Here is a 21,685-nt window from a genome sequence, read left to right as displayed (position 1 = left end):
CCGCCCACTCTCCACAAAACCTAAAGGAAATAGTAATGGAACTGACTCAAATTCCTCACTCGGCTATCAACCGTGGGGTTATCACCCTGCTTGAAGCGGCCATTTATTTTGTTCTAGTCCTTGTTGTATTAGCTATCGCTATTACTCAGGGGGGCAGTTTGTTTAACCGTAATGACGCCAGCACGGAGTACAATAATGCTGCGGAACTGTTGACCAATACCCGCACCATGTTGAAAACATCCGGTATCTATAATTTTGCGGCTGCAGATGCCATGACCGGTGCGCTCATCCAGTTTGGTGGCGCGCCGGCCAATATGACGGTTGTCGGGACAAAATCCTCCGGTAGCGCCAAGCTGCAAAACCTGTGGGGTGGGGCTGTCACCGTGCAACCCGTTGCGACAGCCGGCGGTCAGAAGTCCTCCTTCTCACTGACCTACGCGGCGGTTCCACAGGAAGCGTGCATTACTCTGGCGACCAAGCTGAGTGCGGCGCCGAGTGTTGTGACCACCATGGTTAACGGCACGTCGACTAATGGTGCAATCGCGGCGAGCGCCGTTGGCGCACAGTGCACTGCAGATAAAGGCTCGGTGGGTCAAAACACCCTCACTTTCACAAGCAACACCTGATGCCCATCCCGCCGGTAACGTCCTGTTGCCGGCCTCCTTCTGGAGTGCATTCTTATGTTGTTTTCTTTTCAACGTGCCTTGTCCTGTCTGGTGTTGGGCGGGGCGTTATTATTATCGCTGCCGGCACAGGCGTTCTGTTTTAACGAGGCGGGCGCCCGCTATAAAGTCGACCCCTTATTACTGCGTTCAATGGCCACCGTTGAAAGCAGTCTTAACCCACGCGCTATCGGCAATAATCGCGATAAAAAAGGGCGGGTCACCAGCCGAGACTTCGGGCTGATGCAGATTAATGACCGACACATTCCCCAGCTGCGTGCGCTGGGCATTATTCAAAGTGAGCAGGACCTGCTGACCAATACCTGTCTCAACGTACAGATAGGGGCCTGGATACTGGCAAAGCATCTCAAGCAATGCGGCGTCAATTGGCAATGCCTCGGCTCTTACAATGCCGGGTTTGCTGACAACAACGGTCCACGGCGCATGATTTATGCGCGGAAAGTGTATGCGATGTACATGAAACTTAAGGGAGGTGCAGCCTGATGACCTTGTATCTCCTGAAGTTTTCGTTACTGATGGCCTTCGCCAGCGCCACGTTGTGCATTGGTGCCCAACCGTTGGTTCACGGGGCGAAAAAATTCTTGCTTAAGCATGATGGCCCGCCACTCACCCGACTGCAGGTCAGGGGCGTCACAATCGTTTTCGCCGGTACCGGTACTGTCCTGATCGCAACGACAGCACTCGCGGGTTTCCCCTGGTTGGGAACGGTCAAAATTCTGGGGCTGTTTGCGTGGGGTATTCCCATGGTACTGCTTGATATGCGCAATTACTGGCTACCGCTGCGGTATACCTCCGGTTTTTGGCTGACTGGTCTGCTGTTTACCTTTCTGCCTGGGAGCACGATCACCCTGACGGAGGCGCTCACAGGTAGCATCGGCATGTTTATGTTCCTCTATGCCTTTCACTACGGTGCCAAACGCCTGCGGGGTGAAGAAGGGTTTGGTCTTGGCGATGTGCATTTGATTGCCGGGCTGTGTGCCTGGTTTCCCTGGCGATTGGCCAGCGTGCTGAGTGGATGTGCCTTCTTGCTGTTTATCGTCGGCGCGTTGCTGACGAAAAAAACAGCGCAACCTTATGCTCCCTGGTTGTTCGCCTTACTGGCGGCCTTGGCCGGAAGCTTCCCTCAACTGACCCTATCAGGTGCCTTATGACTGCTGAAGTTGCCAACCCTCGTATCAACCGGGGGGTATCGTTGATCTCAATGGCCATCGTGCTGGGGATCGTATTGATTGCCGCCCCTATCGGGCTGGAAAGATATTCCAACTATATAGAAGAACAAACCTGGGTCGTGACAGCCACACACCTGAGCACGGTGAGCCAGGGTGCACGCCGATACGTCAAAGATAACTACGACACCTTACTGAATCAGGTTAAAGGGGGTGGTAACGTCACGGTAACCGGGCAGACCCTAAGGGATAAAGGGTATTTGCCTGCGGGTTTTTCCCTGACCAACAATAACGCCCAAACCTATATTCTTGCCGTGACACGCAATCCTGCGCAAACCGACAAACTGGTCGCCTTTGTGTTGACGGCCGGCGGTCAGAACATTGCGTTCAAGGGCCAACGCTATATCGCTCAGAACACTTCTGGCCTGGGGGGTTATATCGAACCCGTTAATGTGGCCAACGGCGCCGGCGGTGGTTGGCAGGTCAACCTGTCTAGCCTGGGGCTCAGCGGGCAGAGTGGTCATCTTGCTGCTTACCTGACGTCGGATGTATTGGCTGGAGGAGCGGAAGAAAGTGATCGTTTGTATCGTTTCCAGGTTAACGGTCGTCCCGACCTCAACAAGATGCATACTTCCATTGACATGGGCAGCAATGATTTGAATAACGCGAATAATGTTAACGCAACGACGGGGCGCTTTAGCGGGAATGTGGAGGCCCACAATGTTTGGGCGGGCCAAGATGTAAATAGCAAACGTCTCATCGCCAGTGAAAGTGTCTGGTCGAGCGGTTGGATCACTGCTCATGGAGATGTTCGCAGTGACACCGGCTGGTTAATCACCAAACATGGTAAAGGATGGCTCAATGAAGACCATGGAGGTGGGTTATATATGGATGACAATGACTGGATTAAATCGGTTAACGGCAAGGGGATTTATACCAGCGGCCAGCTTAAAGGTGGAACCGTTCGGGCAGATGGCAGGGCGTCGGTTGGTGAATATCTACAGTTGGATGGTGTAGCGACAGAAGGGCAGGGGTGCTCTCCTAATGGTTTGCAAGGCAGAAACTCAGCAGGGGCAGTGTTATCTTGTGTCAATGCTGTATGGAAAACATCATCAATCACGGAGACCGTAAACGCATTCGGTGATAATAAATGCGATAATAAGAGTGGTCAATCAATCGCCTATTGCCCCAGCGGCTATAAGCTATTATCCGGTGGATGGGAAATGACCCGTTGGTCTTGGGATCAAGGTAGAAACTCACCAGACACATCGAGTTCTGACCCATATATTAATGCCTGGCGTGTTTCACCTCCCGGTGATGCAGGAGGTTGTATGCGTGCCGTTGCGCTATGCGCAAAATGATAGCTATTGCCTTCCTCCATTTGGTAGTATTCCCACTCTTTGTTGCAATCATGGTTAATTTGTATGAATAACAACAGGTTGGATAGTGTTCAGGCTCTTCGAGGTCTGGCTGCTCTTTTTGTCATGTTATTTCACTTTAGATGGAATATAAATCTTTCCTATCCTAGCTTAGGAGATGAGTTATTCGGCTGGGGGGCTATTGGCGTTGATGTTTTCTTCATAATAAGTGGGTTTGTTATCACGCTTTCAGCGAAGAAACTAAAACCAGGATTATCGGCGACAGGGGTGTTTTTGAAACACCGCGCAAGGAGAATACTTCCAGCCTACTTTATTATCCTGCTAATTACTTTCCTTTTATCTGGGGCTATGAGCACGTTCCATTATCCAGAGAAAGTGAGTAATTTTGCAAGCGCACTCACTTTCTCCCCAATTGATGCCAATAATTCTCCCTTCTATGTAGATGATGGTGGTGTTTATGGTGTTAGATGGACATTGAATTACGAAGTTTTTTTCTACTTGGTCATGGCAGTTTGTCTGATATCAAAATACCGATGGTTACTGTTGTTTGGCGTGTTTTCGTTAAGCCTTATTGTTTTGCCTATGTTAGCAGGGCAATCACCAACCTTGGGGGTTAGTGGCTATCAATTCAATTCAGCTTACTTGAATTTAATAACCAACCCTATCATATGGCAGTTTTTGGTGGGCGTTGGGTTTGGTCTTATCTATCCCTATACAAAAAACTTAAATAGTCAGTTACGCTTAGTAATATTAGTTATTGCAATAGTTGTTGCCGGCTACTTCGTTTTATTTACACCATCACTGGGTCATGGACTAACGATGTCAGGGTGGTATCTGTCAATTTTGTTTATTGCTGTAGTCTTAAATGATGAGATCATAACGAAATACACGCCGAGATTCTTTATTACTTTGGGGGAGATATCATTCTCTCTCTATCTTATCCACACACTAATGAATGGTGGGATAGGAAATCGGCTTGAAAGTATTGGTGTACCTGATGGTTTACCAAGGTTTGTTTTGTCGTGTGTTATCTCCATCGGGTTGGCCTACTTGTCGTATAAATTTATTGAAAGGCCAGTGAGTTTTAGAAAACAAAAATCAGTAAGGCATGAGTCAGTGTAGTTAATAAAAGGGGCGCAATGCCCCTTTGCTTTATTTTTTTCTAACCCCACTCTAAATTCAAATTAATCTAAATAGTCAGATATACAGGATAAAGAAACATGAAATTTTATTGCATGTTACTCTTTGTGCCTGTGGTGCTTAGTGGATGTCAACTTCCGGCTAAAAGTACCGCAGTCATGCCGCTAAAAAATACGGACACTCAATATAATGCTGAGCAGATTCAAAACGCGCAGAATAATTTGTATTTGTCCGGCGCGATAAACCAAGTTCGAGCACCTTTATTTACTCCAGGCATCAGTGCCAATTCTCAGCGCGTAACCCTCAACTGGGATGGCGATGCTGTCGAGCTGCTTTCTCATCTGGCCCGACAACGTGGGTTGACCTTTAACTGGACGGGTGTGCGGCTTCCATTGCCGGTCAATCTGCATGTAAACGGCGTCACCTACCAGAACCTGTTGCGAATGATTGAAGTCCAGACTGCCTGGCGGGCCACACTGCATGAGTTTCCTGGCCAGCTCACGCTGGCCTTTTCACAACCAGAAAAAACGAGGGGGCGTAGATGAAAAAATCCATTATGACGCTACTTTTCGTCAATGGCGTACTGTGCGGCCAGGCAGCAGCTGCACAATCCCCTTCAGAGTCTGCACCGCCAGATATGGGCAGTTACCTCAGTCCTTCACAGCCATCATCGTCGGATGTGTCGGAAACGCGGCGTCAACTGCTTGAAGAGGCTGGACGCACATTGGGTTTTCGGGGCGGAAAAGCACAGCGAGCCTGGGAGCTACGGCAAACACTTGATGCCGTCGCCAAAAACCTGGATGCCTTATATGACTTTCGTACTTTGATCAGCCGCCAGGATTGGCTTCCTCCGGTGATCAGTGAGGCTCAGGATGTGGCCCACATCACCCCTAATCAGATAAGAACCGCTACGCATGTGTATGAAATTCTTGCCCCGGAGCGTTTTGTCAGCAACCCGCCATCCTGGCGGAGTTGGCTCAATGCAGGTTTATCCACCTCGGCTATCGATGGGCCTGAAGCCGCAGTGATACCGGCCAACGGCGCGCAGAAAGCGCTGTGGCAGGCTGCTGTTCGCAAGGGGTGGGAAGAAGGACGAGAGAGTGCTGACCATACGTTGGAAGCCAATTTCAATCGTCTGACCCGTGATTATCGCGGCATGTTGGTTTACTCCCGCTTGTTGCAACAGGGGTATATCACCTCTCCGGTGGTGACCGACCAGCAACAAACCGTCAGTGGCGATCGTAGCAAGCTGACCACGGGGGACAGAGTTCGTCGCCTCAAAGAGCACGCTGGATTTGTGCCTGACAAGACGAAATGGAAGCCGGTAATACAAAGAGAGGGCGATCATGACTGAATCTACTGACTTTGTTCCCTACCCCTTTGAGAACGGGCTGGATGGCAATGCGCTGAAAGCGTTTTTTGTCTGGTGCGCCAAGCAGAATGTCAGTGATATCCATATCCAGGGCGGCAATCACCTGGTTGTCAGCCACCACGGTCGATTGCGACGAGCCAGCACCTTTGTGCTGGCTGACGATACCTTGTCCAAACTGATTGACGAGGTCTTTGAACCTGAGGTCCGGGCAACGGCCGGTGGGGGGCATCCAGTGGACAGGGCGCTGCAGCTGGATGGCGATATGTATCAGCGTTACGGTCTGGAACGTGGCGAACGGTTGCGATTCCGTTGCAATTTCGTACAGGCAACGGCGGGCCGGCTTGATACGACCATTGCACTGACCATGCGAATTATCCCGACCGCAATCCCTGACCTGGATTCGTTGGGTATCGAAGATGATTTACGCAGTGTTGTTCTGCCTCATAAAGGATTGGCCTTCATTGGCGGTGAAACTGGCTCCGGAAAAAGTACCTTCCTGGCGTCGGTTTATCGGCACTGTATTGATCATGACCCTGACCGCAAAGTGACGACGACCGAAGACCCGATAGAATTTGTTCTGGGTAAGAGCGGAGATATTTTGCCGGCCACCCAGCTGCAGATCCGGCGGGATGTAGCAAATTTTGCCGAAGGTATCCGTGCTGACCTGCGGCGAGCACCGTCGGTTATTGGCGTCGGGGAAATGCGTGATCGGGAAACAGTGGAGGCCGGTATACAGGCGGGCCAGCTTGGTCATCTGTGCTTATCGACACTGCACATTCATTCACCGGGTGAGGCCATACCTCGCTGCCTGAACCTGTTCCAGGCGGAGATCCGCGAAGCTATCGCGCACGACATGCTGGGGGTACTCCAGTACATCGTGGTGCAGAAGTTGCTGAGAACAACTGATGGTAAACGGCAGGCTGTGCGTGAATACATTATCTTTGACGATCCCTTGCGGGAACGGCTGTCGCAAATGCCTTACATCAAATGGGGCCAGCACATTGACGGCATTATTCGAACTGAGAAACGGCGCATTGCCGATCATGCCTGGCGGCTGTACTTGCAAGGCCGCATCGCTCGCAGCGAGCTGGCTGTCGCCCTGACTAGCCACCAATTGCGTGAGTTGGAGCGAGGTCATACCCATGAATGATGAACAGGAACCTTTGCCACCGGGCTATTGGCGCAATGCCTCTCGGCGGCTCAATGTTTACGGTGTTCCGGCCCCCTTGTTTCTGCTGTATTTATTCTGGTTCCGCTTCCCTACTTGGGACACGATTTATGTGATCAGCGGCATCATCATTTTTTTCCGAATTCTGTCGGCCTTTGGTTGGACGTTGACGGTGCTGAATGCCCGGCTGGTCTATCTGTTGCGGGGAAAGCTGCTGTCGGGCCGCCCGTGGTGGTATCGCCGTTTTACTGAAGGCGAGTGACGATTATCCACATAGGCCTTTTAGGGTGCCGGGGTATAGATCGGCATCGAGGAGATCAACATGGGAAAAGTAATTGAGCACTGTCTTTGGCTGGCGGTGCCGCACGAAGAACGAGATAAGGCTCGCAAGGCTGCAGGGCTACTTGACGATGGCCGTTCGGCACTGGCCTGGGATAAAGATGCCGTTCTGTGGTACGCGCGTCCAGGGAGTGATATCGATCGCGTGAAGGCCTGGCTGCCCGATAACACCATCAGCACCGGCGGCGGTGATGCGCAGGCAGAGTTTCATGATGCCCTGACGCAGGCGGGGTTAGTCGTGAAAGGCTTGCCGGTGATGGACGGGAAGCGGCATCGCGTCGCTACGCTGGAGGATAAGAAGGGGCAAAAAAGTGGCGTTTACCGTGGGTTCCTCGATCGCCGACCCGGCGGCTGGTTTATCAATTACCACCGTGCGGAAACGGAGAAGTCGGTCACTAACTGGAAGGCCAGCGGAACAGAAGTTGACCCCGTTGCCCGGCTGCACATTCGGGCTGCAGCCCGCCAGGCACACGATAATGCTGAACGGGCACGAGAGGCCAATTACCGTCGGCAGACGGCGAAAGCGCAGGCATTATACGACAAACTTCCGGGGGCTGACCCCGCCCATCCTTATCTGGTGCGAAAGGGGATAACCCCGACGCCAGAGCTGCGACAAACTCAAAACGGTGCCCTGGTGGTGCCGTTTTTTAATGCTGAGGGTGAGTTTCGCACCTTGCAGTACATCACGCCTGACGGTGATAAGCGGCTTTACAGCGATGCGCCAAAGCAGGGTAATTTTTTGGTGGTGGGAGGCCCGCTCTTACCTGACGCCTCGGTGATGTATGCCGAGGGGTATGCCACTGCCAGAAGCCTGAATCTTGCCACTGGCCAGCCGGTCGTGATGACCATCGATGCCGGCAATATGGCTGCAATAGCCAACGTGCTGCACGCGCGTTATCCCAACACCCCACATATCTTCCTGGCCGATTTGGATCATGCGAAGAAAGTGAACAAGGGATTGCTGATGGCAACCCAGGCAGCGTCCTCAGTGACTTATGGTGCTGCAATTGTGCCTGACTTTACCGACGCTGAAAAAAAACTGGGGCTGACCGATTTCAATGACCTTCACCAGTCGCGTGGGCTTGATGGGTTGCGTTTGCTCGTGACCGCCAACATTGCCCGAACACTGGAGATCATCCGAGAGGAAAGAGACAAAATGAACCTTCCATCCGATGGCGTATCGCCGCCCACTCCTGACGAACCGCTGCCTACTCCGGTCGACGCTATGCCGCCAATGCCGGCCGAGACGCCCTCTTTCCAGGGCGATATCGGGCCTGTTGAACCGGCGGTGGATCAGCTTCCCGTTGTTGATGAGACGCCGATCGATATTAATGATTATGCGTCCTGGGCCGCGCAAGCCGAAACATCGACAGTTCCCTTACCTGGTGTGGGCACCGAACCCGCAGAGATCCCCGTGGTTTCTGATGCAGTAGCCCCCTCAGACGACGCCCCCATTTCTCTGGCTGGACGACTTAATCCTGAAGGGCGCGTACCAGAACCAACCCCGACCGGCGGTGCAGAATACGTTGTACCGACGCCAGAGACGACTGAAACGTCCCGGGTGGCGACAGCGGATACGGCAAGTGAATTGGAGGCTGACGTGCCACCTCGTCCAGCCAGTGAGCCAGAGCAAGAAAATGCCATACCTGCGTCAAAGTGGGCTCACCGCTCTGAGTCAGAACAGACTCAGGCCGAACCTACCGTTGACGCTATCTGGGTTGGTCCGCCACGCCCGAACGGCGAAGCCGCTGATCCGGACGTAGCGCTGATAGATAAGGATGCGTTACTCCAGCGGCTGTCATGGGAGCCGCAGAGCGATAAGTCGGTTCTCTATAAGTTGGATAACGAACCGGCGTTCATCGATCGGGGTTCTCGGTTGGATATGGCGGAAGGGGCCAGCCAAAGCGATGAGAAGGTGCTCGCGGCGTTGTTGACGGCGGCACAGTATTACCGGGGACGTATTGAGTTGACCGGTAGTGAAGCTTTTCAGGAAAAAGCGATTGCCTTGATTGCCCAGCATAAAATCAATGTGGCGATGAAGGTACCCGCTCAACAGGCCATGCTGGAGGATGCGCGGAAGTTATTGGCTACACCAGTATCAGCGCGTGACGCCGTCACCGGTGACATGGTTCCGATGCCAGCTCATTCCCCCACATCGCAACCGGCTGCATCGCCGGTGAATCATCCCGACCCCGAAGCAGCCACACCGGCGGACGCCCCGCGAGAGGTTGCACCAGCCGTTGATCATCGTGTCGCTCCTGCAGCGCGACCGCAAGATAATGCGGCTCAGCCCGACAGCAGTATTTCTCCCGCTATTCACCAAAGTTACAAAGCGGCGGCGGCGGGGGTGACGGGCAAGGTACTCGAATGTGGTAACGCACCTTTCCGTTTTGAACCCGGTCAATCGCAAAGCGCTTTTATTACGCTGCGGACGCGAGAAGGAAAACAAACGTTCTGGGGTAAGGAGCTTTCGGGGTTGCTGCGTGAAACGCGCATTAAGCCTGGCCGCATAGCGACACTGACCTGGCTGGGAAAGGAGGCGGTAACCGTACAGGTTCCGCAAAAGGACGATCAGGGGGTGGTCACCCATTTTGAGTCTAAAACTGCTCATCGCAATCAGTGGTCGTTGACCCCGACTGGGGGCGATACGGTACGCACCGGCACTGATGAAGGCGTGAAGCTGGCGGCATTCGATGCGTCGCGCTTTGCCAAAATCCAATCGGCCATCATTACCCAACTGCACCTCGATATGCCGCCGCCGGCTGCGCCTAAGGAAGGTGTGTACTGGTTGCGTCCTGATGGGCAGGGCAGTCAGACCCCCGGAGATGTGTTATCCGCACCACGGCCGTCCGTGGATAAAGGGGCTGGGGAGCCGGTTGTTAGCAGTTGGTCGAAAGATGGCCATCTTGATTTGTATCTGGTCCGCAGTGATGGTCCGTATCTGCAGGGTGTGGTTCGCCACCAGGGGCAGTATCAGCATGTCCTCGTGACGTTGCCTGGCAGGGACGATGCCCCACCGATGGTGTTCAACACAGTCACCCCGGAGGGCGCGAGGCCTGTAGGTTGTGGAAATGGGATCAACCGCAGCAGCGGCCAGCCTGTTCCCCGCGAGAATATTGCCTTCAAGCTGGAAGGTGATAGCCAGGTTCGGATTGGCAAACTGGATGCACCCGCCAGCTTACCGCCCGCGCTTCATTCCCGATTGGGATTTGACGAGCGTTGGCGGGATGAGAACACCTCCCCAAAGGCCGCGCCGGCGGCAGCGCCAAAGGCGCAGCCGGGCGACCCTCGCCCGATATAACTCACTGACCGCAAAGGACACTTTATGTTTAAAAAAAGCGTGTGCGCCACACTGCTTGCGGCGTTGTGCTGTCTGCCGGCTACCAGTTTTGCTTCTACCTGCCGTGCGGGGGCTGCTGCTGAAGCTGGTAGCAAAGCCGGTTATGAACAGGCCCGGCGGGCAGCCGAAGCCTGGGCGTCGCGAGAACAGAATGCCTCCGACCAGTTGCAGGATTGTTTGTCACGGATACGCACAACCACTATCCAACTGCCCACGTTCCCCAGCCTTGCCGACATCATGAACCAGGTGTCCGAGAAGGTCTGTCAGGCGGCCGTTGACAAGATCAACGACTACATCCCCGGCAACATTGACCCGTGGCAAGAGTTCACGGGGCGTTAAGGAGACCCATGCAAACGCAAGAACAGAGCTCTGCCGAGGCGCCATTGGCGCCGAACATGGTGCCTCCTGTGTCAGACGATGAGGCGCGTGCTTATGCACATGCCCTGTCCCTGCAACGCCAGCGTGAGCTGGGGGCGACTTTTGCCCATCGCTGCCTGACCGTCATGTTGTGGCTATGTGTGGCGATGGTGCTGTCGCTTTCCCTAAACGGATATCTGGGATGGCAGGTTGCACACCCTCCGGTGAAATACTTTGCGACTGAGAACGGGCGGGTGACTCCAATCAAACCGATGAATATGCCAGCGTTTAGCTCTGAGGATGTTGCGGCATTTGGTGCCGATGCATTGCGTAAAGGCTTTACGCTCGACTTTGTTCACTATCGTTCGCAGATGACCCGGGTGGAGCCACTTTTCTCTGACCAGGGTTTTGAGGGATACAACAAGGCACTGACGTCGTCGAACATTCTTGCTGCAGTTAAAAGTCAGCGGATGAACCTGTCGGTTGATGTGGCGCCTGGCGTCATACGCAGCAAAGGGGTACTTGGCGATCGTTATACCTGGGAGTTCCAGTATCCGGTCACACTCAAGCTTGATGGGCAGCAAACCAGTACGCCAGCTCAGCGGTTTATCTTCACTTTGCGCATTCAGCGCACCGACGTTCAGGAAAAGCCGGCGGGTCTTGAAGTCACCCAAATGATTTCAACAAACGCCAACTGAGGTTCCCCCATGAAAAATACCCTAATGTTCTCCTTGCTGGCGTTGATGACCACGCCGGTCTTGGCAGAGGCGCCTGCCGCCTCCGCGCCAGCGGGTTGGTCACAAAGTCAGACTCCCACGGCTGCGGTGCCTGCTGCACCGGCCGCTCGGCCCGTGTCGGAGACACCATTACCGAATGGTGCCGGGTTGTCCGGTAGCGATCCACTTCCTCCTCCCTCACCACTCTATGCGCAGGCCGAGGAGGCCGTATCACCCTTGACCCCTGATGAGATTAGACAGTTGCGTGCGCGTCAGTCCGACGTCACCCGGGCCATGATCTCACCCTCAGTATCGGTGGTGCCTCGCATCAGTGCACTGACCGTCGATTTGTCGCCGGGAGCCAGTTTGCCACTGGTGCGTACGGCGATGAATTACCCCAGTTCACTGACGTTTATCGACAGCACCGGTGCACCCTGGAAATTGGGCGCTGCACCGATCAGCGGTAATCCGGCCTTCCAGCTTTACTGGGTGCCGGACAGTCCGGTGATGGTGGTTTATGCCAAGCAACCTTTTGTTAGCGGCAATATCACCGTTTATCTGAGTGGGTTGTCCGTTCCCATTGTGCTGAATGTCACCAGCGGCGAACCGGATACGTCTGCTAAAACCTGGACGGTAGACAGTCGCCTCGATATGCGCGTTCCCCGGCGTGGGCCAGCGGCCAAAGCGACGGCCATACCTGAAAGTCGCATCGGGCTGCATGACAGTACGCTGCAGTCTTTCCTTGACGGTGTACCGCCTAAAGAGGCTCGGCGGCTCAAAGTTACCGGTGGAGTGCCTGACACCACGGTATGGCAACTGGGGGATGATTTGTACATCCGATCGCGCGCCGATATTCGTGACGAGTTTGAAGCGACGCTTTCCTCTGCAGATGGTACTCACCTGTGGAAGTTACCGGCGACACCCTATGTGACGTTTTCCGTTATGGGGAAAACCACCGCGCTAAACATTGCTCTGGAGTAAGACATGGCGAGTGAAAATGATGCAGGAAGGGATAAAAAGCTGACATTGACCCTGGTGGCCTCTGCTGTGGTGGCATTGGTAGGCGGGACTTATTTTGTCTGGAGCTGGCTGGCTACGCCGCCACCGGCACCCTCCCAGGTTGATATCAATCGCGTAGGCGCGTCGGTGCACAGCAAGGGGACAGAAACGCCGGCGTACCGGGATTTGCTTCGACAGTATAACCAGGAAGGGGTCACGACCGCACAGCAGCGTAATAGCAGCTTTATTGCTTCTATACCACTGGAGCAGGAACCCGTGACGCTACCCTCTCAAGCTACGAATGCGCGAAAGCCATCGACAGAACCCTCAGCCCGACAGGGGCGCAGTGATTCGCGTCAGGCCGATACGGACAGGCAGCGGCAGGACGAACGGCGGCAGAAAGCGTTGGACGCCTTATTGGCGCAGATGGTACCGCGAACGGATACGACATCACCGCCAACCGGTATACAGGTGGCTCAGGCTCTCGGTGGGGGAGATGGTAGTACATCGGGGGGGAGCGGGGGAGACATGTCGGGCTTTAGCCGCTGGAGCGCCAGCCTGCCGGGCAATATGTCGATGCAGACGGCCTCACTCAGTACCGGAACAGGGGGATCTCCGGTTACGCCTTCCGTGGTCGTGCCACCCTACTGGCGTGGTCCGGGCGTGATCGACATTGGCGTGGACTCAGATAACAGCACCACCCCAGTGTTGGGGCGGTTTGTGTCAGGTCCCTATGCGGGAGCGGTGCTTAAAGCCCCTGCCGGCGCGAAGCTGGCGGGGGATGGGGTGGTGATCCACTTCACCGAAATGGCTTTTGGGGGCGTCAATTATCAGGTCGATGCCTATGCGCTGCAGGATGAGAGTCTGATGCCGAGTGTCGCCACTGAAGTCAATAACCGTTACTTCTCGCGCATTGTATTGCCAGCCTTGCTGAAAGGGATTGGTGGTATCGGTGAGATGTATGCGCAAGCCAATACGCAGGTGGTGACGAACGGCTTCAACGCGGTGACGACGCGACCGGAAACACCGGATGGTAAAGCCGTTGCTGGCGTGATTGCCGGCGGCACGGCCAGTCAGGCGGCGAATGTGCTGAGCAGTGATGCTGCCCGCTTACCGTCGAAACAGGTGCTTGTCGAGAAGCAACAGGTGGTGGCGATCCAGTTCATGCGCGGGGTTTACTCGACCGATGTGGCCAACGTGGGGGCCGCGACAGCGCCAATGGTCACATCACCGATGGTAAAGCCGGTAGACAGAATGCCTCCGACAGAAAACGATTGGCGGGCACAGACGCAGGCACGTATCGACGCGCAGCGCAGGCTGCAACAGCAATAAGGGTTATTCCATGGCACAACAATTCGAGCAGAACACGACTCTAGGGCGGGATGAAAGTTTGGCGTGGCGTCAGAAAAGTCAGCAACTGCGGCAGGCACTGAACTGCGCGCTGGCCTGTTTGCACGCCTGTGAGCCTGACGCTATCTCCTTCAGGTTGCTTCAGGATTGGTTACAGGCGGATAGGGTGTCCGAGTTGTACCTTCTTATGTATACCGATCAACGTTTTGATGAAGGACGGGAAGCGCTGGAGAGTTACCTTGACTGCCTGCCCGGCGTGCATCCTGAACACGCGGCGGCGATGAGTCCATGGCCGGAAGCCGCAGAGCGTGCCCATGATTATCTGGTTCAACTGATTACTCGGGAGAATAGGCATGAGTGAGTTTTCAACTAACCCAACAGTATCCGCCCCGCCTGAAGCTCCGCCAACACCGACTATGCCCGGCAGACCTGGCTTAATGCAACGCAAGTTGCTTTTTGGTCTAACGCTGCCCTGGCTTGCAGGGGCCGTTCTTGCTCTGGGACTGTTTGCGGCTTATCTGTTCGCTCCTTATGTGAATGGTGGTGATGGCGGTTCGGCCGCTACGCAGGATGCCTTCAGTGAGGCTGAGTATGGTCAATCTGCGGCACCGGTGGCGTTGGCCGCTGTCGCCCCGGCAGGGGGAGCGGACGCGGTTCAACTGCAGAATGACGTTGCCACCATGGTGGGCGGTGTTCGTTCTTTTGCGGAGACTAACCGCACGGCGATTTCCCGGTTGGCGGACACGGTCAAAACGCAGAGTACCGCGCTGGCCGCGCTGAAACAGCAATTGACTGACCTGCAGGCACAGAATAACCATCTGCTCAGCAGGTTGTCTGTTCTTGAGGCAAAGCCTGCAGCTGTGGTGTCGCAGGTTAATGACCGTGCCGCGCCCCGTTCTCGTTCTGCGCTTGCCGGCATGCGACTTGATGCGGTGCAAAACGGCATGGCGTGGGTGTACTGGCAAGGTAAAACCTGGGCTGTCAAAGCGGGCGATCGGCTGGGGCGGGTGACCATCACCGTTATCGATGCTCAGTCTCGTGAAGTCAGCACCAGCGCGGGCGTGCTGAAGTGAGGTAAGGGTTATGCCTAACGGAAGCGATGCTATCCAGCTGTTGGTCAATCTCGCGCATAACGTGCAGGGGGCGTTTACCCGTTTGGGGTTTACGCTGGCCATGTTGTTTGCCGTGGTAGGCGCGGTGACATTTCTGGCACATCACGCCAGTGCATCACGTAAATCGCCGGGCCAGTCCGCTGGGGGCGGAAAGGTGATCGCCTGGTTGCTGTTGTGCGGAGGGCTGGCGGGATTGGATCAGATGATCGGTGCTGCAGCCCGGCAAGTGGGTTGGCAAGGTGCTACCTTCGACGCCATCAGCTATGTGGATGTTGGCACCTTTGGTGTGGCGGCCGATGCCGCGAACGCCATGCTGACCCTGATCCGTGTCTTTGGCGTTTATGTTGCGCTGCAGGGGATGTTGACCTGGCGCCGGTCACTTAAAGATGGGCATACGGGGTTGTCGGCCAGTCAGGACGTTTCCACCGGAAGCTTGAAATTCACGCTGGGTATCATGATGGTCTGCAGTCCTTATCTGCTTGATGCCCTGCAAAAATCCCTTGGCATGCTGTAAGCCTGCCGGGTTTCATCCGCGCGTAAGCGCACTCTCACCTTCATTAATAACAATCTTCATTTTCAAGGAGTCAATCATGCCAAACGACATGATGCTGAAACTTTCCGTGCGCGCTTATTTCATTAAAACGTGGTTACGTCAGCGATTTATGGCGTTTTTGTCAGGAGCTATAGCGGTTCTACCGGTCACTGCACTGGCCGATGGTGATATTGCGGACATGGCCGACCGTGCCGCTGAAGGTGCCAAGTCCGGGATTAAGTCTGCACTTGTTATTGCACAGCTTGCCGGAGCCGTATTTGTCATTGGCGGACTGATTGCAGCAAAAAATAAGAAGGACAATCCGCAGATTAAGGTCTCCCATATTATTTCGGCAATTCTGTTTGGGGTCTGCCTCATCGTGGTGCCGGAAATTATCAAACGAGCGCAAACGCAGGTGGGACTGTCACCGGTCAACGTCGGCTAACGAGATACGCTCCGGATTTCCGGAGCGTTTTTTATGGAGTGAATCTATGGCACAGCGACATATTCGGGGAGATGGCCCGGTCTGCTTTTGGTTGAGAATTCGTCATGACTGAAGCTCAGTTAACGCTAGCGCCACTTTCACTGGATATCAGTGGCGATCCCCAAACACCGGTGCCGCAGCCGATGGACGGTTCACGTTGTCGATGCTGTGGCCTGCATATTAACAAACTGTGGCAGGGGGCCCGCGCAGGATTTGATGAGCCACATGCGGTATGCACCTTATGTTACCTCTCCGGGCACCTCGACAGCCCCACCGCAGCCCATGCTCGTCTGGTCTGGCTTCCCGGCGTTTCACTGACGAACGCCCTTCATCTGCAGCGTCAGATTTTGTTGGCGATGATTACCGGCACCCGAGCACAGCAGCGTGAGGGGAAACGCGTGTGGCGCTGGATGATACTCCATGCCCGAGAGGTTGAAGGGGCATGGGGAACGGCGCGAGTGGGAGAGTTTGCCGCAGCCATGCTGCGACTGCCCCCCGTCAAGCGGGCACGCCTGCAAGAACGACTGGTTGGCTGCGTACCTGTATTTCCCCCTGATGTGTTCGATGACCTGTCCCTGTTGTTGCCTGAGGGTAAAACAGCGGCGCAGGCCCTGACGACCTGGTGTTTCCCTACCTACCGCCGGAGTGATTTGTATGCCGAACCCGATCCGCTGGATTGAAGAGATCATTACTGCCACCTCCCGCTTTGCCGTGTCGCGGGATTTACCCGACTACTGTGATCTGCAGACGGTGATCCGTCTGACAGATGACGACCGTATACGCCACCCCGAGTTGGCAGCGCCCTATATCCTGGTGACTGACGACGGTGATTATTGCTCGGCCTTTGCCGTCGCCGGCAGCTTTTGCGATACCGATGAAATGGCCGCCTCTGACGCCCCGTTTTCCTGGGCGGGGCGCATCAAACGTATGACCGAATCCCTGAATGCGGTGTATCGCCGACATGGCCATAAATTCAGCCTGATTTACGAGGATGATCCCTCCCGTGGGGAAGAAGAAGTCAGGCGTCTTATGGCACCTCAATACCGATCCATTCGCCGTACCGGCATGGCGCTGAAGGAAATTCTGGATGAGCGGGTGGCCAAGATCAGCCCCTGGGTGTCACGAGAACGCTGCTATCTGGTGTGTTACACCGGACGCAAGGCATTGTCCGCCCACGAACTGATGGACGAAAACAAGCGTCTCAAGGCGCTTATCCAGCAAAGCCCCGATGCGCGTTTTGGCCAAATCCCTGTTTTGGCTGAGATGGTGGGACAAAAAATCAGACATGATGCCTTTCTCAGTGGCATAGAGGCGGCATTGAGAGATAACGGCGAAGGCGTGCTGTTGAGTCGTCTTGACGCGCATGCTGTTGGGCACGCATTGCGTGAGCAAGTGGATCGTGCCGGTACCTCCGAGCACTGGCAGCCATTGTTGCCGGATGATCCCATTATGCCTCATGGTGCACGTGCTGGAGATGATCACACGCCATTCCTGGCCCCCTGGTTGAACTTCCAATTGATGAATCAGGATGTTCACCCACAGGGCAATATGCTGTGCATTAACGGCGTGTGGCATGGCACGTTGTCGGTGATCCTGGGGCCGCAAACCCCTCAGACATTTGCACATCTCAAAGCATTGGTGCCGCGTGCGGTGCCCTGGCGGGTACGGATGGATGTGATGCCTGGTGGCATGGCGGCGCTGGGTGTCAAGAAAGGGACGCTCGACTTTATGGCGTTTGTGCCGACCTTACGGCCGATTTGGAAGTCCATCGCGGCACTGACACAGGTTGAAAAAAATGAACCGGTCTGTGTGATGACGATAACGGCAGCGACCTGGGGGGACAGTCCACAGGCGGTAACCCGTAATCTGACGCTACTGACACAGGCTTTCCAGTCATGGGGCGTCTGTGAGGTCACGCAGACTTTCGGCGATCCGGTTCGTGCCTGGGTTTCCACTCTGGTGGCATCCAGCAAAGGCAGCGGCCCCAACCCGCTCTACCCCCCGTTATCCGAAGCACTGAACCTGACGCCGTTGACGCGGCCAGCATCTGCCTGGGAGGACGATGGCAACGCCTTGTTCCCCACGCTGGATGGCAAACTTTATCCTGTGGGGCTGGCCACCAGTAAGCAGAACAAGTTGACCAACCTGGTGTCCGGTTCACCAGGGACGGGGAAGTCAGTGTTACTTAACGCCCTTGGTAACATTCAAATCACCAGCGCTCAGCAAAACCTGCCATTTTTTGCCGGCGTGGATAAGGGATTTTCAATGCAAGGCCAGATTGCCTTGCTGCGTGATGCTTTACCGCCGGAACGGAAAGATGAGGTGGTGGGTATTGTTCTGCAGAATAGTGTGGCCCATTGCCGCAACCTGTTTGATATCCAGTTGGGGGCGCGTTATCCGATAGAGCCTGAACGCAACTGGATCCTCAGCATGTTGACCGCCATGTGTATCGATCCCAGCACCGGCGAACCCCCTAATGCCCGCGATACCCGACAAATCCTCGAGCGGGCCATCAGCAAAGCCTACACCACGAATGCGGAAGTCAGCCCGCAGGCTTATAGCCGCGGTCTTCCTGGATTGGAGTGTGTCGATGCGGCATTGGATAAATTGGGGCTGTTTGAACGGTTCGATGCAGACTGGTGGGATAAAGCGCTATGGTACGAAGTGCGTGATCTGCTGTTTGATGGAGGCTATGTGCGAGAGGCTCAATTGGCCCAGTTCCAGGCTGTACCGGAACTGACCGACATGACCGGTATCTTGAATCATGAAGATATTCAGGGGGCCTTCGGTAAAGTGCAGCGAGATGGCAGTCAGGAAAAGTTGCTGGAGTATATGTATCGCTGCATGAAAGACGCGGTGGGTGAATTCAAAATGCTGGCTGGGCGCACGCGGTTTGTCATTAGTCCTCGAACACGCGTGATCGCGATCGACCTCAATAACGTGATGGGGGATGACAGTAAGGCGGGGCATCTCAAAACGGGGATCATGTTCCTGTTTGCTGGCCAGGTGGCTGGCGGTGATTTCGTCCTGCCTCAGTACCGTGATGCGTTGCTTGCCGCGGTCGACAAGCGTTATCACGCATTACATATCGAACGGTTGGAACAGCTGGATCAAGAGGTCAAGACCAAGGGGTATGACGAACTGCATAACGCCAAGAAAGTGCCGTTTATTTTCCCCATGCTGGAAACCCAGGATCGTGAACAACGGAAATTCGGGGTCCGCACCGTGTTGTCTTCCCAGTATATGCGCGATTTCCCTGAGGCCATACTTCGCTCGGCTAATTCATTGTTCATGATGGAGGTCGATCCGGATGACGAAGCGCTGCTGGTCGAGCGCTTCAAGGTACCGAAAGTCACCTTGCGTAACTTCCAGCGCTGCGGCACAGGCCCAGCGCCGGACGGGAGTGGCGTGCCGTTCCTGGGCATTTTTCGTATCAAGGGTGGGGGGACGTTGGCCCGGATACTGAAAAACGCGCTGGGGCCCCTTGAACTGTGGGCGCTTAACTCTTCACCGATAGACAGTTCGCTCCGGCGGTTGTTGTACGAACAAGTTGGCGGGTCAACGGCGCGCACCATTCTGGCTGAGGCTTTTCCGCAGGGCACGGCAGAGAAGCTGATCGAACTGCGTCGAAAGCAGGTCGGCGATGTGGATGCCGGCAATGTCACGCGCCACCTTGCCTCTGAGCTTATTGCCAAACGCGGCTATCACCTTTAAGCGAGAAATATCATGAAATACTCTGCGACAGTGGTCGCGCTGGCGGTCAGTCTGGTACTGATCCAGCCTGCGGCCGCGTATACCGTTTATGTGTCCGGCAGTGCACCGATTGAATTCCAGGTGATGCCGGCAATGGCCACCATCAATGCCACGTTGGCGGAGATCCTCACAACGGAAACCCAGATAGGTACTGCTATCGTGCAGGCCAGTGACAAACAGGTGTCGGCGGTGACCGAGGCGGCTCGCGCGCAGCGTGAGGCCGACATCTTTGGGCGTCAGACAGAGCGTCTGGAGCGAGCCCGCGACAGTTTTACAGTAACGGACAGTATCTGCAGCGAATCGGCGTCCGGCATGGCCACGCAGGTCAGCAAGCAAACCCGTTCCAGTGCCTCCCGCCTGTCTGGCGGCGGGGGCGTCAGCAGCGAAATGGTGCGCAAGAGCGTAGCGTCCCTTCCGGTGGCACCGCGTCAGGGTGGCTATCGCAGTGCGGCGGTACATGCGGCTTACTGTACGGCAGAGGAAGCGGCAACCTATGGGGGGACAGACCTGTGTCCACAGGTCTCTCCGCTGCCCGGCGGTGATATCGAGTTGCGTTCCCTGATGGATGGTGCCGGCGCTGTCGGCAAAGCACCTGACCTGACCTTCAATCAAGAACAGGTGGATGCGGCGATGGCCTACATGAAAAACTCGTCCCGCCATGATGCGGGACGCACACCGGGTAAAGGTGATATTCAATCGGCCACAGGCCGCGAATATCAGGGGTTGCTGACACAATACAAATCAATACAGAGCGCGGCCTCGCAGCCCCAGCTGGACATGATTGCGGCCAGCCAGCCCAATCCTGCGACCCGGGATGCGTTAGGTGAGTCGCTACAGAGTCCGTCGGCCAGTCAGTATTTTTCAGCGACGGCGAGCCAGGAAGCGCAGAGGTCCGGGGTGATGAGCGAACGGGAGTACGAGTCTTTTGAAGTCGGCCGGCGTTATGCCAACACCGCCTATGAAACCGATCTGCAGGCGATGAGTGGCGACAATCTGACGCGTGAGCTGGTCCGTGTCCAAAGCCTGGGTAACTGGTTGCAGTTGGGCATTAAAAACGAGCTGCGCAAGGCAAATGTTATCGCAGGGCAGCAATTGGCCATGGCGGCGAAAGCACAATATGCGCCGCAGCTGCAGCAGCTTTCCAACCAGATGAGTGCGGGAGTAACGGCTAATGCAAACTGAACGAGACGATAAGAAAACAGGAACCTCCTCGTTGCGGCGTGTTGGGAAAGTAGGGCTGTCATTGGTAAACCCATTCTCTGACCTGGGCGTTATTTACCGGGGTAGCATGCGGCCGATACTGAACAACCTGGGGCGGGTACGGGAGGTGGTTCGCGAACGTCGTCAGGTTGACCGTGAAGCTTTGACCTGGGCACAAGCCGTGGCGGCAGCGGGCGTTTCGGTTGAGCAGCTTCGCACCAACTATGTACGCATCCGGGCATTTTGGTGGTTCCTTATGCTGGTTTGCGGCGGACTCTCCTTGATTTTGTTACTGATGATCATGGTGAGTGTAGTCTCCCTGCCAGGCTCGGTCCTGCTGCGTGCGACGATTGCGTCATTGATTTTGGCGTTGTTAGGGGCTGCAGGGTTCGTGAAAGCGCTGATCGTGACGTATCGCCTGTGGCAACTCAATACGCAGCGCGTCAGTAAAGAAGAAAAGGGGACGTTCGGTGATTTCCGGTCGGAGAATCGCTGTTGCCGGCAAGTGGTGTCATTAGGCTATTGGCGCTGACAGCCCGACTGCATTTATCCCCCTTTGACGCCTCATTCACTTCCCTGCCTTCTGCCCTGCGAT

The 21,685-nt window shown here is 55.2% G+C and carries 22 protein-coding genes; all 22 read left to right on the top strand.

What is annotated here, in order from left to right:
• Positions 1-35: 35 nt before the first annotated feature.
• The 22 genes from AC2FC2_RS23120 (at position 36) to traX (ending at position 21,622) form a co-directional block, all read left to right on the top strand.
• On the top strand, positions 36-626 hold the full coding sequence (locus AC2FC2_RS23120; protein WP_129942280.1) for a type 4 pilus major pilin: 591 nt from the start codon (positions 36-38) through the stop codon (positions 624-626).
• 54 nt (positions 627-680) lie between these two features.
• Complete coding sequence (locus tag AC2FC2_RS23115) at positions 681-1,166, top strand: lytic transglycosylase domain-containing protein (protein WP_048795524.1); 486 nt, start codon at positions 681-683, stop codon at positions 1,164-1,166.
• Positions 1,166-1,834: a prepilin peptidase gene (locus tag AC2FC2_RS23110; protein WP_129942281.1), complete on the top strand. Its 669-nt coding sequence runs from the start codon at positions 1,166-1,168 to the stop codon at positions 1,832-1,834. Before AC2FC2_RS23115 ends, AC2FC2_RS23110 begins: the two co-directional genes overlap by 1 nt.
• Positions 1,831-3,210 carry a shufflon system plasmid conjugative transfer pilus tip adhesin PilV gene (gene pilV, locus AC2FC2_RS23105; RefSeq protein WP_129942282.1) on the top strand — a complete coding sequence of 460 codons (1,380 nt, stop codon included), beginning with the start codon at positions 1,831-1,833 and terminating at the stop codon, positions 3,208-3,210. The genes AC2FC2_RS23110 and pilV overlap by 4 nt, the downstream gene beginning before the upstream one ends.
• A gap of 63 nt (positions 3,211-3,273) precedes the next feature.
• On the top strand, positions 3,274-4,350 hold the full coding sequence (locus AC2FC2_RS23100) for an acyltransferase family protein (protein WP_129942283.1): 1,077 nt from the start codon (positions 3,274-3,276) through the stop codon (positions 4,348-4,350).
• A 98-nt stretch (positions 4,351-4,448) separates the two neighbouring features.
• Entirely contained in the window at positions 4,449-4,913 is a 465-nt protein-coding gene (locus tag AC2FC2_RS23095) for a DotD/TraH family lipoprotein (protein ID WP_242501604.1), read from the top strand.
• Complete coding sequence (locus AC2FC2_RS23090; RefSeq protein WP_490659948.1) at positions 4,910-5,722, top strand: type IV secretion system DotC family protein; 813 nt, start codon at positions 4,910-4,912, stop codon at positions 5,720-5,722. Before AC2FC2_RS23095 ends, AC2FC2_RS23090 begins: the two co-directional genes overlap by 4 nt.
• Positions 5,715-6,890, top strand: coding sequence for a plasmid transfer ATPase TraJ (gene traJ, locus AC2FC2_RS23085; protein ID WP_129942285.1), 1,176 nt, complete (start codon positions 5,715-5,717; stop codon positions 6,888-6,890). Before AC2FC2_RS23090 ends, traJ begins: the two co-directional genes overlap by 8 nt.
• Positions 6,883-7,170: an IcmT/TraK family protein gene (gene icmT / locus AC2FC2_RS23080; protein WP_129942286.1), complete on the top strand. Its 288-nt coding sequence runs from the start codon at positions 6,883-6,885 to the stop codon at positions 7,168-7,170. The genes traJ and icmT overlap by 8 nt, the downstream gene beginning before the upstream one ends.
• A gap of 60 nt (positions 7,171-7,230) precedes the next feature.
• On the top strand, positions 7,231-10,548 hold the full coding sequence (locus tag AC2FC2_RS23075; RefSeq protein WP_129942287.1) for an LPD7 domain-containing protein: 3,318 nt from the start codon (positions 7,231-7,233) through the stop codon (positions 10,546-10,548).
• Between the two features lie 24 nt (positions 10,549-10,572).
• A complete protein-coding gene (locus AC2FC2_RS23070) occupies positions 10,573-10,926 on the top strand; it encodes a conjugal transfer protein (protein ID WP_129942288.1) in 354 nt (117 codons plus the stop codon).
• An 8-nt stretch (positions 10,927-10,934) separates the two neighbouring features.
• Entirely contained in the window at positions 10,935-11,642 is a 708-nt protein-coding gene (locus AC2FC2_RS23065; protein ID WP_165366498.1) for a DotI/IcmL/TraM family protein, read from the top strand.
• 24 nt (positions 11,643-11,666) lie between these two features.
• Entirely contained in the window at positions 11,667-12,641 is a 975-nt protein-coding gene (locus AC2FC2_RS23060; RefSeq protein WP_394802837.1) for a DotH/IcmK family type IV secretion protein, read from the top strand.
• A gap of 3 nt (positions 12,642-12,644) precedes the next feature.
• The gene (gene traO, locus AC2FC2_RS23055; RefSeq protein ID WP_021807925.1) at positions 12,645-13,991 is read left to right on the top strand and encodes a conjugal transfer protein TraO; all 1,347 of its coding nucleotides are present in this window, start codon (positions 12,645-12,647) and stop codon (positions 13,989-13,991) included.
• A gap of 10 nt (positions 13,992-14,001) precedes the next feature.
• On the top strand, positions 14,002-14,370 hold the full coding sequence (locus AC2FC2_RS23050; protein WP_129942290.1) for a hypothetical protein: 369 nt from the start codon (positions 14,002-14,004) through the stop codon (positions 14,368-14,370).
• Positions 14,363-15,082, top strand: a complete 720-nt coding sequence (gene traP / locus AC2FC2_RS23045) for a conjugal transfer protein TraP (protein WP_314592529.1) — start codon at positions 14,363-14,365, stop codon at positions 15,080-15,082. The genes AC2FC2_RS23050 and traP overlap by 8 nt, the downstream gene beginning before the upstream one ends.
• Before the next feature lie 10 nt (positions 15,083-15,092).
• Entirely contained in the window at positions 15,093-15,635 is a 543-nt protein-coding gene (gene traQ / locus AC2FC2_RS23040; protein WP_021807928.1) for a conjugal transfer protein TraQ, read from the top strand.
• 76 nt (positions 15,636-15,711) lie between these two features.
• Positions 15,712-16,098 (top strand): DUF6750 family protein, encoded by a 387-nt coding sequence (locus tag AC2FC2_RS23035; protein WP_129942291.1) that lies wholly within the window; start codon positions 15,712-15,714, stop codon positions 16,096-16,098.
• A gap of 104 nt (positions 16,099-16,202) precedes the next feature.
• Positions 16,203-16,817, top strand: coding sequence for a conjugal transfer protein TraT (locus AC2FC2_RS23030; protein WP_129942292.1), 615 nt, complete (start codon positions 16,203-16,205; stop codon positions 16,815-16,817).
• Positions 16,792-19,851 (top strand): ATP-binding protein, encoded by a 3,060-nt coding sequence (locus tag AC2FC2_RS23025; protein ID WP_129942293.1) that lies wholly within the window; start codon positions 16,792-16,794, stop codon positions 19,849-19,851. The genes AC2FC2_RS23030 and AC2FC2_RS23025 overlap by 26 nt, the downstream gene beginning before the upstream one ends.
• Positions 19,852-19,863: 12 nt before the next feature.
• The gene (traW, locus tag AC2FC2_RS23020) at positions 19,864-21,072 is read left to right on the top strand and encodes a conjugal transfer protein TraW (RefSeq protein WP_129942294.1); all 1,209 of its coding nucleotides are present in this window, start codon (positions 19,864-19,866) and stop codon (positions 21,070-21,072) included.
• Entirely contained in the window at positions 21,062-21,622 is a 561-nt protein-coding gene (gene traX / locus AC2FC2_RS23015) for a conjugal transfer protein TraX (RefSeq protein ID WP_021807933.1), read from the top strand. The genes traW and traX overlap by 11 nt, the downstream gene beginning before the upstream one ends.
• Positions 21,623-21,685: the final 63 nt, after the last annotated feature.

Source organism: Serratia sp. CoH_122_TC_1 (assembly GCF_058191755.1).
Note: the sequence above shows the minus strand (reverse complement) of the source record. Positions and strands in the feature narration are given on the sequence as shown.

Coding starts and splice junctions, on each gene's coding strand:
- AC2FC2_RS23120 (WP_129942280.1), top strand. CDS start 36: ATGGAACTGACTCAAATTCCTCACTCGGCTATCAACCGTGGGGTTATC.
- AC2FC2_RS23115 (WP_048795524.1), top strand. CDS start 681: ATGTTGTTTTCTTTTCAACGTGCCTTGTCCTGTCTGGTGTTGGGCGGG.
- AC2FC2_RS23110 (WP_129942281.1), top strand. CDS start 1,166: ATGACCTTGTATCTCCTGAAGTTTTCGTTACTGATGGCCTTCGCCAGC.
- pilV (WP_129942282.1), top strand. CDS start 1,831: ATGACTGCTGAAGTTGCCAACCCTCGTATCAACCGGGGGGTATCGTTG.
- AC2FC2_RS23100 (WP_129942283.1), top strand. CDS start 3,274: ATGAATAACAACAGGTTGGATAGTGTTCAGGCTCTTCGAGGTCTGGCT.
- AC2FC2_RS23095 (WP_242501604.1), top strand. CDS start 4,449: ATGAAATTTTATTGCATGTTACTCTTTGTGCCTGTGGTGCTTAGTGGA.
- AC2FC2_RS23090 (WP_490659948.1), top strand. CDS start 4,910: ATGAAAAAATCCATTATGACGCTACTTTTCGTCAATGGCGTACTGTGC.
- traJ (WP_129942285.1), top strand. CDS start 5,715: ATGACTGAATCTACTGACTTTGTTCCCTACCCCTTTGAGAACGGGCTG.
- icmT (WP_129942286.1), top strand. CDS start 6,883: ATGAATGATGAACAGGAACCTTTGCCACCGGGCTATTGGCGCAATGCC.
- AC2FC2_RS23075 (WP_129942287.1), top strand. CDS start 7,231: ATGGGAAAAGTAATTGAGCACTGTCTTTGGCTGGCGGTGCCGCACGAA.
- AC2FC2_RS23070 (WP_129942288.1), top strand. CDS start 10,573: ATGTTTAAAAAAAGCGTGTGCGCCACACTGCTTGCGGCGTTGTGCTGT.
- AC2FC2_RS23065 (WP_165366498.1), top strand. CDS start 10,935: ATGCAAACGCAAGAACAGAGCTCTGCCGAGGCGCCATTGGCGCCGAAC.
- AC2FC2_RS23060 (WP_394802837.1), top strand. CDS start 11,667: ATGTTCTCCTTGCTGGCGTTGATGACCACGCCGGTCTTGGCAGAGGCG.
- traO (WP_021807925.1), top strand. CDS start 12,645: ATGGCGAGTGAAAATGATGCAGGAAGGGATAAAAAGCTGACATTGACC.
- AC2FC2_RS23050 (WP_129942290.1), top strand. CDS start 14,002: ATGGCACAACAATTCGAGCAGAACACGACTCTAGGGCGGGATGAAAGT.
- traP (WP_314592529.1), top strand. CDS start 14,363: ATGAGTGAGTTTTCAACTAACCCAACAGTATCCGCCCCGCCTGAAGCT.
- traQ (WP_021807928.1), top strand. CDS start 15,093: ATGCCTAACGGAAGCGATGCTATCCAGCTGTTGGTCAATCTCGCGCAT.
- AC2FC2_RS23035 (WP_129942291.1), top strand. CDS start 15,712: ATGCCAAACGACATGATGCTGAAACTTTCCGTGCGCGCTTATTTCATT.
- AC2FC2_RS23030 (WP_129942292.1), top strand. CDS start 16,203: ATGACTGAAGCTCAGTTAACGCTAGCGCCACTTTCACTGGATATCAGT.
- AC2FC2_RS23025 (WP_129942293.1), top strand. CDS start 16,792: ATGCCGAACCCGATCCGCTGGATTGAAGAGATCATTACTGCCACCTCC.
- traW (WP_129942294.1), top strand. CDS start 19,864: ATGAAATACTCTGCGACAGTGGTCGCGCTGGCGGTCAGTCTGGTACTG.
- traX (WP_021807933.1), top strand. CDS start 21,062: ATGCAAACTGAACGAGACGATAAGAAAACAGGAACCTCCTCGTTGCGG.